The organism is Kitasatospora sp. NPDC054795, from assembly GCF_053611565.1.
Genome location: NZ_JBSHAP010000080.1, coordinates 30,866 through 41,402, shown reverse-complemented (window position 1 = coordinate 41,402; position 10,537 = coordinate 30,866). Strand labels below are relative to the sequence as shown.

The following is a 10,537-nucleotide window of genomic DNA, read 5'->3' as shown; positions in this document are numbered from 1 at the left end:
GGTTACATTCCGAACCCGGAAGCTAAGCCTTACAGCGCCGATGGTACTGCAGGGGGGACCCTGTGGGAGAGTAGGACGCCGCCGAACAATTATTCTAGAGAAGCCCCCGCCGGGTGAACCGGTCGGGGGCTTCTCTGTTGTAGGGTCAACATGCAATTGTCGTCATACGGGACAGGAGGCCCCCCGGGTGGAGGTCCAGGAGACGCGGGTCCAGACCGATCGCGTCCTCACCATCCCCAACATGCTGAGCATGGGCCGGCTGGTCGGTGTTCCGCTCTTTCTCTGGCTCATCCTGTGGCCGGTGTTCGACGGGCCCAACAATGACGGTTGGGCGCTGTTGATCCTGATGCTGAGCGGGATCAGCGACTACCTGGACGGGAAGCTCGCCCGGCGGTGGGGGCAGATCAGCCGGGTTGGGCAGCTGCTCGATCCGCTGGCCGACCGGCTCTATGTGCTGTCCACGCTGGTCGGATTGACCTGGCGTGAGATTCTGCCGTGGTGGCTCACCGCGATCCTGTTGGCCCGTGAGGTATTCATCGCCGCGCTGCTGCCGATTCTGAACCGGCACGGCTACGGACCGCTCCAGGTGAGTTTCCTGGGCAAGGCGGCGACCTTCAATCTGATGTACGCCTTTCCGCTTCTGCTGCTCGGCAGCGTGGACAGCTGGATCGCCCGGCCGGCCGAGGTGGTGAGCTGGGCGTTCATCTGGTGGGGGACGACGCTGTACTGGTGGGCCGCGATTCTTTACGCGGTTCAGGCGCGGCGGATCGTCCGGGCGAGCACCGCGGGCTCCGCGTCCACAGTCTGAGACGTGATCTGAGAGAAGCCCCACGCCTCATCGGTGCGTCGGACGATACCTTCCGGGTAGAGAACCTTCTGGAACGCTTTGATGGACCTGTTGGTCCACCACCGCGAAGGAGGACGCACCCGTAATGAAAGCCGTTGTAATGGCAGGGGGCGAGGGCACCCGACTCCGCCCGATGACCTCCAGCATGCCGAAGCCGCTGCTTCCGGTCGCCAATAGGCCGATCATGGAGCACGTGCTTCGGCTGCTGAAGCGGCACGGCCTCTCCGACACCGTCGTCACCGTGCAGTTCCTGGCGTCGCTGGTCAAGAACTATTTCGGTGACGGCGAAGAGCTGGGCATGCATCTGACCTATGCCCACGAGGAGACGCCACTGGGCACTGCGGGGAGTGTCAAGAACGCCGAGGACGCGCTCAAGGACGATTCCTTTCTGGTGATCTCCGGTGACGCGCTGACCGACTTCGATCTCTCGGAATTGATCGACTTTCACCGCAGCAAGAACGCTCTGGTCACCGTCTGTCTCACGAGAGTGCCGAATCCACTGGAGTTCGGCATCACGATCACGGACGACGAGGGGAGGGTCGAGCGTTTCCTGGAGAAGCCGACCTGGGGGCAGGTCTTCTCCGACACGGTGAACACCGGTATCTACGTGATGGAGCCCGAGGTCTTCGACTACGTGGCGGCGGGTGAGTCCGTCGACTGGTCGAGTGACGTCTTCCCACAGCTGTTGAAGGAGGGCAAGCGGGTCTACGGCTACGTCGCCGAGGGCTACTGGGAGGACGTGGGCACCCACGAGAGCTACGGCAAGGCCCAGGCCGACGTCCTGGAGGGCAAGGTCGACGTTGAGCTGGACGGATTCGAGATCTCCCCGGGCGTCTGGGTCGCCGAGGGCGCCGAGGTGGATCCGGAGGCGGTGCTGCGCGGGCCGCTGTACATCGGGGACTACGCCAAGGTCGAGGCCGGCGTGGAGATCCGCGAGCACACCGTGCTGGGCAGCAACGTGGTCGTCAAACGCGGCGCGTTCCTGCACAAGGCGGTGGTGCACGACAACGTCTACGTCGGGCCGCAGAGCAACCTGCGGGGCTGCGTGGTCGGCAAGAACACCGATGTGATGCGGGCCGCGCGGATCGAGGACGGCGCGGTGATCGGGGACGAGTGCCTGGTCGGCGAGGAGTCGATCATCGGGGCGAACGTCCGGGTCTACCCGTTCAAGACCATCGAGGCCGGCGCCGTCGTCAACACCTCGGTGATCTGGGAGTCGCGCGGCCAGGAGCACCTGTTCGGGGTGCGCGGCGTCTCGGGCATCCTGAACGTCGAGATCACCCCGGAGCTGGCCGTGCGGCTGGCGGGGGCGTACGCGACGACGCTGAAGAAGGGCGCCACCGTCACCATCGCGCGTGACCACTCGCGTGGTGCGCGCGCGCTCAAACGGGCGATGATCTCGGGGCTCCAGACCTCCGCGATCGACGTCCGCGACCTGGAGAACGTGCCCATGCCGGTGGCCCGGCAGCACACGGCCCGGGGGAGCGCCGGCGGGATCTTCCTGCGGACCACGCCGGGTGTGCCGGACTCGCTGGACATCCTCTTCTTCGACGAGCGCGGGGCGGACCTCTCGCAGGCGGGCCAGCGCAAGCTGGACCGGGTCTACGCACGTCAGGAGTACCGGCGGGCGTTCCCGGGGGAGATCGGGGACCTGACCTTCCCGTCCAGCGTCTTCGACTCCTACGCGGGCAACCTGCTGCGGACGGTGGACACCACCGGGGTCCGGGAGGCCGGGCTGAAGGTGGTCGTGGACACCGCGCACGGCAGCGCGGGCCTGGTCCTGCCGAGCATCCTCGGCCGGCTCGGGGTCGAGGCGCTGACCGTCTCCACCGGGCTGGACGAGGCCAGGCCGACGGAGGACGCGGAGGAGCGCAGGGCCGGGCTGGCCAGGCTGGGCGAGCTGGTCGCCTCCTCGCGGGCGGCCTTCGGCGTCCGGTTCGATCCGGTGGGCGAGCGCGTCGCGTTCGTGGACGAGCTCGGCCGGGTGATCGACGACGACCGGGCGCTGCTGGTGCTGCTGGACCTGGTCGCGGCCGAGCGGCGCAGCGGGCAGGTGGCACTGCCGGTGACCACGACCCGGATCGCCGAGCAGGTCGCGGCGTACCACGGCACCCAGGTCATCTGGACCACGACGACGCCGGACGACCTCGCGAAGGCGGCCTCCGCCGAGGGAACGGTATTCGGCGGGGACGGGCGCGGCGGTTTCGTGGTGCCCGAGTTCAGCGGGGTGCTGGACGGCGCCGCGGCGTTCGTCCGGCTGGTCGGCCTGGTGGCACGGACCCAGCTCACGCTGAGCCAGATCGACGCGCGGATTCCGCAGGCGCACATCCGGCGCCGGGACATCGCGACGCCGTGGGCGGCCAAGGGCATGGTCATGCGCTCGGTGGTGGAGGCGGCCGGCAGCCGTCGGCTGGACACCACCGACGGCGTCCGGGTGGTCGAGGCCGACGGGCGCTGGACGCTGGTGCTGCCGGACCCGGCCGAGGCGGTCACCCACCTGTGGGCGGAGGGCCCGGACGACGAGGCCACCGAGGCGCTGCTGGACGAGTGGGCGGCCGTGGTCGACGGAGCGGGGCGGTGAGCGTCCGGGGTTGAGCACTGCCTGAGGCTCGGAACTGCCTCGAACGGCGGGGCGCGCGGTGTGATCCGTGCGCCCCGCTGTCCGTTTTCACACTATTCGGAACAATCCGTCACTTTCCGTCATGTGTGCAGCGTGTGTGCAGCTCAGGGGCCGTGCACGGGGCCCGTCGGCGGCGTGGGACGATGGTCTCCATGCCAGCGACGCCGACACCGAGTGCCCCGAACGGACGGTACAACCGTCCGGACGCCTCGATGTCCTTGCTGACCAATGTGATGGACCACAGCCTGGACGAGGGCTATGCGGAGGCGGCCGCCGCGCGCGGTGGAGCCCGCGACAGCCGGATACCCGGCACCTGGCAGGGGCTGCTCACGCTCGGCGCCGGGCTGGCGCTGGTCGGCGGGGTGGTGACGGTGGGCGCCGTGAACGCCCACAAGGCCGAGCCGTCGCTGGCCAAGGAGCGGGACGCGCTGATCCACCGGATCAACGACAGCAACACCTCGGCCGACCAGTTGCAGAAGCAGGTGCAGGAGCTGCGGCTCAAGGTCGACAGCACCCAGCAGCAGGCGCTCGCCTCGGGGGACGGCGATCCCGGCGGGCTGAGCGGGGCCGTGGGCCTCGGCCCGGTCGCCGGGCCCGGCCTGAAGCTGGTCCTGGAGGACGCCACGGGCACGGGCGCCGGCGGCAACGTCGACCCGCGGGCCGGGCAGGGCTTCTCCAACAGCGGACGGCTGCGGGACCGTGACCTGCAGCTGGTGGTGAACGGCCTCTGGGGATCCGGGGCCGAGGCGATCGCGATCAACGGCCAGCGGCTGACCGCGCTGTCCGCGATCCGGGCCGCCGGCGAGGCGGTGCTGGTGGACAACCGGCCGCTGGTGCCGCCGTACAGCATCCAGGCGGTCGGGGACGGCTCGAAGCTCCTCGCCGCCTTCGAGAAGGACATGGCCGGGCAGTACCTGCGGCTGCTCCAGGAGCAGTACGGCATCAAGTCGACGCTCTCCGTGCAGAAGAACCTGACGCTGCCGGCGGCGGTGGGGGTGACGCTGCGGACCGCGCAGCCGGTGACGCCCGAGACCTCGCCCGCGGCCTCCCCGACGACTCCGGGCGGTACGCCGCCGACCGGAGCCGGAACCCAGGAGAGCCCCGCCGCGTCCGTCTCACCATCGGCCCCGTCTTCCGCATCGGCCTCGTCGGCCGGGCCCGGCGGCACTCCCACCACCAAGCGGCGTCCGTCGACCGGACCCACCAAGACCACGACAGGGACAGGAGCAGCCAGACCGTGATTGCCGTACTGGGTCTTGTGATCGGGGTGGTCGTCGGCCTCTTCGTCCAACCCGAGGTGCCGGACGCCGTCGTGCCCTACCTGCCGATCGCGGTGGTCGCGGCGCTGGACGCCGTGTTCGGCGGTGTCCGGGCGATGCTCGACGGGATCTTCAACGACAAGGTGTTCATCGTCTCGTTCCTGTCGAACGTGGTGGTCGCGGCGCTGATCGTCTTTCTCGGTGACCAGCTGGGAGTCGGCTCGCAGCTGTCCACCGGCGTGGTCGTCGTCCTCGGCATCCGCATCTTCTCCAACGCGGCCGCGATCCGGCGCCATGTCTTCCGTGCCTGAGCCGCGCCGCGAGGAGGCGGTGGCGGAGGAGCCGGAGGCGGCGGCGGTCGGTCCGGCCGCCGGGAAGCGGGGCGGGGAACCTCGGGAGGCCGTCGGTGCCAAGGCGGCTGTGAAGCCCGCCGAGAAGGCCGTGGGTGCCCCCGGGCCGGAGGCGGACGGGGAGTCCGGTCCGGAAGGCTCGGAGGACCCGGCCGGGGCGGCCGGGGGGACCGCCGCCGAGAAGGCCCCGGAGGAGAAGTCTGACGCTAAGGCTGAGCTTGAGGCCGATCCGGCGCCCGAGCCGACGCTGCGGCTCACGAAGGTCGTCGGGCCGGCACCCGTGGCCGGGACGAAAGCCGGGACGAAGCCGGAGGCGAAGGCCGGGCCCGTCGCCGAGGCGAAGTCCGAGCCCGAGCCCGAGTCCGAGCCCGAGGTCGAGGTCGAGCCGGAAGCGGCGCCCGAGTCCGAGCCCGCTTCGGACCGGAACACCGGCCGGCGGCGGCTGAAGGCGGCGCTCTGGCCGCCGCGGCTGTCGCGCGGGCAGCTGGTGGTGGCGCTGCTGCTGTTCTCGCTCGGCCTGGGGCTGGCGATCCAGGTGCGGTCGACCAACGACCACCACAGCCAGCTGCGCGGGGCCCGTCAGGAGGACCTGGTGCGGATCCTCGACGAACTGGACAGCCGTCAGCAGCGTCTCCAGCAGGAGAAGGCGGAGCTGGAGCAGTCCCTGGCGAAGTTGGAGAACAGCTCCAACCAGGCCAAGGAGGCCCAGGAACAGACCAGGAAGAAGGTGACGGAGCTCGGTGTGCTCGCCGGTACCGTCAAAGCCACTGGTCCGGGCATCGTACTCACGGTCGATGATCCCCAAGGGCAGGTGAAGGCAGATATGCTGCTGGACACCCTGCAAGAACTTCGAGCGGCGGGGGCGGAGGCGATTCAGATCAACGACGTGCGCGTGGTGGTCAACACCTACTTCACCGACCTGTCGGGCGGTGGAGTGCAGATCGACGGGAAGAAGGTCTCGCAGCCCTACCGCTTCACGGTCGTGGGGAACCCGCAGGATCTGACACCCGCGCTGAACATCCCGGGAGGTGTCGTCCGCACGCTGGAGAGCCACCAGGCACGGGCGACGATCGCCCAGCAGCAGAAGGTGGTCGTCGACGCCCTCGTGGACCCGAAGTCGCCGCAGTACGCCAAGCCGGCTCCGAAGTGACGGGGCGCTCGACGAACGGCCCGTCAAGGGCGGGCGGCACCCGCCGGGGGACGCCGCCGTCACATGGGCGAGACTGGTTCGCACCAGTACGCTCCGGAGCAACAACCGCAGTACCGACCGCCGGGGTACCGCGCCGGCGATCCCGAGCCGCAACGACCGGGCTCGCAGCATGTCCGAGGTTCTCACCCTGCCCCGCGGGCGGGTCTGTCACACGCAAGGGGATTCGCCCGTGAGTTTCTTCTCGAAGTTGTTCGGTCGCAACAAGGGCCGTGACGCGGCCGCCGTCGAGGCGCCCACCGCGCGTCACCGCCGACCGGAGGACAAGCCCGCAGTGCCGGGCATGCGTCCGGCCCCCGAGGCCGCGCCGTACGCAGGTCAGCAGCTGTACCGGGACGGCGGCGCCGCCCAGTACGCGGGGAATCCGGCGGGCTACGGCGCGTCGGTTGACCCCTCCGGCGAGCCGCGCATAGGTTTCCCGTCAGGACCCTCAACCTCTGGTGGAGGGTTTACCCCGGATCCGTACGCCGGGCACAACCCGTCGGGTGTGCCGCGCCAGGAGGCTGTGAACATGGCTGGCCCCACTCCGTGCCCCAGGTGCGGCAACCAGAACCCGGCCTCGGCCCGGTTCTGTTCCAACTGCGGCACGGCGCTGCGCGGCGGCCTGCTCCCGGAGGGGGCGGCGGAGACCACGTCGACCATCTCCATCTCCGGCCTGGAGTCGTACGACCCCACCACCACGACCGGCACCGGCGCCACGCCGGCCCTGTCGGCCGAGGTGCTGTCGGCGATCGACGCGCTGCCGCCGGGCTCGGCCCTGCTGATCGTGCAGCGCGGTCCGAACTCCGGCAGCCGCTTCCTGCTGGACTCGGACATCACCACGGCGGGTCGTCACCCGCAGGGTGACATCTTCCTGGACGACGTCACGGTCTCGCGCCGCCACGTGGAGTTCCGCCGCACCCCGGCCGGCTTCAGCGTCGCGGACGTGGGCAGCCTCAACGGCACCTACGTGAACCGGGAGCGGATCGACGAGGTGTCGCTGAACAACGGCGACGAGGTGCAGATCGGGAAGTACCGGCTGGTGTTCTTCGCCGGCCACAACCGGGGGTACTGAAAGCGACGTCGGCAGGAGCCCGAGTGAATACGAATACCCCTTCCTCTTCTCTCGGGGCGGCCACCCCCACCCCGTCCGGTCCGCAGGCGGACCGCGGCGGGCGCGGGGTGGTCGCGGGCCCGCGGCAGCCGCTCCGGAGCGAGCGGCCCGCCGGGCGGCGGCGCGGCGGTGACGAACTGCTGAGTATCGGCGCGGTGCTGGCCTTCCTGCGCGACGACTTCCCCGAGGTGACCATCTCCAAGATCCGCTTCCTGGAGGCGGAGGGGCTGGTCGAGCCGCAGCGCACGCCCTCGGGGTACCGCAAGTTCAGCCCGGCCGACGTCGAGCGGCTGGCCTACGTCCTGCGCATGCAGCGGGACCACTACCTGCCGCTGCGGGTGATCCGGGAGCACCTGGACGCGATCGAGCGCGGCGAGAACCCTCCCGCGCTGCCCTCCGCCGCCGACACCCGGCCCGGGCCGCTGGAGGAGGCGGACCGGGAGCTGGTGGCCGCCGGCGAGGTGCCCTCCGGCGTCCGGCTGGGGCGTGCCGAACTGCTCGCGGCGGCCGAGGCGGGGGAACCCGAGCTGGCCGAGTGGGAGTCCTACGGGCTGGTCGCCGCGGGCCCGGACGGCGGCTACGACGGCGAGGCGCTCCAGGTGGCCCGACTGGTCGCGGAGCTCGGCCGGTACGGCCTGGAGCCCCGGCACCTGCGCGCCATGAAGGCCGCGGCGGACCGCGAGATCGCGCTGGTGGAGCAGGTGGTGGCGCCGCTGCGCCGGCACCGGAACCCGCAGACCAGGGCGCACGCGGAGGCCACCGCCCGGGAACTCGCGACCCTGTCGGTGCGGCTGCATGCGGCGATGGTCCAGGCCGGTCTGCGGTCCCGCGGATAGCGGCCGTGGTATTCCGGCTGCACCGGCTGCACCGCGCTGACCAGCGGCGACTGCTCTGCGCTTTCATATCCGGGAGCGGAGCCATAGGGTTGCGTGTGTGAATGAGCTCGACGTCGTGGGTGTCCGAGTGGAGATGCCTTCCAACCAGCCGATCGTGCTGCTGCGGGAGGTCGGGGGCGATCGCTACCTGCCGATCTGGATCGGCCCCGGCGAGGCGACCGCGATCGCCTTCGCCCAGCAAGGCATGACGCCGGTGCGCCCGTTGACGCACGACCTCTTCAAGGACGTCCTGGAGGCGCTCGGCCAGCAGCTCACCGAGGTCCGGATCACCGACCTGCGGGAGGGCGTTTTCTACGCCGAGCTGGTCTTCTCCGGCGGGGTCGAGGTGAGCGCCCGGCCGTCCGACGCCATAGCGCTGGCGCTGCGCACCGGCACGCCGATCTACGGGAGCGAGGAGGTGCTCGCGGAGGCGGGCATCGCGATCCCGGACGAGCAGGAGGACGAGGTCGAGAAGTTCCGCGAGTTCCTCGACCAGGTGTCGCCCGAGGACTTCGGGGGCAGCGGCCCGCAGTAGCGGGGACCGGCCGTGCGGCCATGTGGCCGACCGTTTTGCCAAAAACCGTCCATCTACCCACACTAGGGGCACGAAAAACCACTCTCCTGAGTGATGTGGTTTGTCTGACCCGGCGTGGCGATCGTTGACGGGTCATAGGGGACTGCCTACCGTCAGGAGTGGCTGTCCGGGTGGCCGATGCCCGCAGTCGGGTTGCCCGCAGCACAAGTGGACGGAGGCAGGCATGAGCAGCACCGGCGATGACGCGGCCGTGGGAGGCCGGTGCGCCGTGCACATGCCGCGCACCGCTCGCACCGTCACGGATCTCCCCCGGATGAGCAGGTTCCCGGCCGTGCAACCGGGCCAGCCGGCCATCGAGCGGCTGGCCCCGACGTCCGACCTGCTCGGCTTCCGCGGCCCGACGGCCTGTGCGGCGGCCGGCATCACCTACCGCCAGCTGGACTACTGGGCCCGTACCGGACTGCTGGAGCCCAGCGTCCGCACCGCGTACCCGTCGACCAGCCAGCGGCTCTACAGCTTCCGCGACATCCTGCTGCTGAAGATCGTGAAGCGGCTGCTCGACGCGGGCGTCTCGCTGCAGAACATCAGGGTGGCGGTCGCCCACCTCCAGGCCGCCGACCAGGCCGACCTGGCCGGGCTGACGCTGATGTGCGACGGCGCGACGGTGTACGAGTGCACCACGCCGCAACAGGTGGTGGACCTGCTGAAGGGCGGTCAAGGAGTCTTCGGCATCGCGGTGGGAGCGGTCTGGCGGGAGCTGGAGCTCACCCTCGGCCGGCTGCACGCCGAGCGCACCGACACCGGCGAGACCCTGGTCGGGCACGACCCGGCCGACGAGCTGGCCCAGCGGCGCAACCGGGCGGTCTGAGCAGGCGTTCGACGGGGCCGCGGGCCCGGACGGGGAACCGTTCGGACCCGCGGCCTCGTCGTGTTGCCTGGTTGACGGGATCGAGGGAGGGCACGTGGAGGTCGGCACCGGAATATCGGGGCTGCTGCGGCGCAGGGCCGGGCTGCTGAGGACGCGGCTGCGGCAGCGGCGGACGCAGCGCAGGGTGTTCCAGGTCGGAACGGTGCTCTGCTCGCTCGCGCTGGCGCCGAGCGCCTGGGTGTGGTTCGCCGCCGGGGACCGGGTGGGCACGGTGGAGAGCGCACCTTCCGCGCCGGTCGCCGTGGTCTTCGGCGCCGGGCTGTACCAGGGCAAGCCCTCCGCGTACCTGGAGCACCGGCTGGTCGCGGCGGTGGACCTGTACCGGGAGGGGAAGGTGCAGGCGATCCTGGTGACCGGGGACAACGGGCGGGTCGAGTACGACGAGCCCGACGCGATGTACACCTACCTGACCGAGCACGGGGTGCCCGGGGACCGGGTGGTCCGCGACTACGCGGGCTTCGACACCTGGGACTCCTGCACCCGGGCGCGCCGGATCTTCGGGGTGGACCACGCGGTGCTGGTCAGCCAGGACTTCCACGTCCGCCGCGCGCTGGCCCTGTGCGAGGCGGCGGGCATCCGCTCCTACGCCGTCGGCGTGCCGGAACTGCACGACGCGACCTGGCTGTACGGCGGGCTGCGGGAGGTCGCCGGGGCGGGCAAGGCGGCGGCCAACGCCTGGCTGCGGCCGGACCCGCTGTTCCTGGGGCCCCAGGAGGACGGCATCCCGAAGGCGCTGGCGGAGGCGGCGAAGCGGTAGCCCCCAAGCGCGGGCCGTCCGGCCGGGTTCGCACGCACTGTCGGACCCGTACGCGATGATCGGCGG

10 protein-coding genes and 1 rRNA gene are annotated in these 10,537 nt (G+C 70.8%); all 11 read left to right on the top strand.

The genetic code is table 11. From position 1 onward, the window contains the following. Positions 1-87: ribosomal RNA gene (gene rrf, locus ACWGJO_RS26395) — 5S ribosomal RNA — on the top strand; the annotation flags it as partial. Positions 88-187: 100 nt separating this feature from the next. After that, on the top strand, positions 188-808 hold the full coding sequence (locus ACWGJO_RS26390; protein ID WP_359915003.1) for a CDP-alcohol phosphatidyltransferase family protein: 621 nt from the start codon (positions 188-190) through the stop codon (positions 806-808). Between the two features lie 124 nt (positions 809-932). Further along, entirely contained in the window at positions 933-3,428 is a 2,496-nt protein-coding gene (locus ACWGJO_RS26385) for a sugar phosphate nucleotidyltransferase (RefSeq protein WP_387688284.1), read from the top strand. Between the two features lie 191 nt (positions 3,429-3,619). Next, the gene (locus ACWGJO_RS26380) at positions 3,620-4,708 is read left to right on the top strand and encodes a DUF881 domain-containing protein (RefSeq protein WP_452187416.1); all 1,089 of its coding nucleotides are present in this window, start codon (positions 3,620-3,622) and stop codon (positions 4,706-4,708) included. After that, entirely contained in the window at positions 4,705-5,037 is a 333-nt protein-coding gene (locus tag ACWGJO_RS26375) for a small basic family protein (RefSeq protein ID WP_030062488.1), read from the top strand. The genes ACWGJO_RS26380 and ACWGJO_RS26375 overlap by 4 nt, the downstream gene beginning before the upstream one ends. Then, complete coding sequence (locus ACWGJO_RS26370; protein ID WP_452187414.1) at positions 5,030-6,226, top strand: DUF881 domain-containing protein; 1,197 nt, start codon at positions 5,030-5,032, stop codon at positions 6,224-6,226. Before ACWGJO_RS26375 ends, ACWGJO_RS26370 begins: the two co-directional genes overlap by 8 nt. Positions 6,227-6,455: 229 nt before the next feature. After that, positions 6,456-7,337: an FHA domain-containing protein gene (locus ACWGJO_RS26365; protein WP_452187412.1), complete on the top strand. Its 882-nt coding sequence runs from the start codon at positions 6,456-6,458 to the stop codon at positions 7,335-7,337. 179 nt (positions 7,338-7,516) lie between these two features. Further along, the gene (gene ftsR, locus ACWGJO_RS26360; RefSeq protein ID WP_359915026.1) at positions 7,517-8,212 is read left to right on the top strand and encodes a transcriptional regulator FtsR; all 696 of its coding nucleotides are present in this window, start codon (positions 7,517-7,519) and stop codon (positions 8,210-8,212) included. Between the two features lie 97 nt (positions 8,213-8,309). Then, positions 8,310-8,786: a bifunctional nuclease family protein gene (locus ACWGJO_RS26355; RefSeq protein ID WP_224276619.1), complete on the top strand. Its 477-nt coding sequence runs from the start codon at positions 8,310-8,312 to the stop codon at positions 8,784-8,786. Between the two features lie 223 nt (positions 8,787-9,009). After that, the gene (locus ACWGJO_RS26350) at positions 9,010-9,654 is read left to right on the top strand and encodes a MerR family transcriptional regulator (protein WP_452187410.1); all 645 of its coding nucleotides are present in this window, start codon (positions 9,010-9,012) and stop codon (positions 9,652-9,654) included. Between the two features lie 94 nt (positions 9,655-9,748). Beyond that, positions 9,749-10,471, top strand: coding sequence for a SanA/YdcF family protein (locus ACWGJO_RS26345; RefSeq protein ID WP_452187408.1), 723 nt, complete (start codon positions 9,749-9,751; stop codon positions 10,469-10,471). The last annotated feature ends 66 nt before the right edge of the window (positions 10,472-10,537 follow it).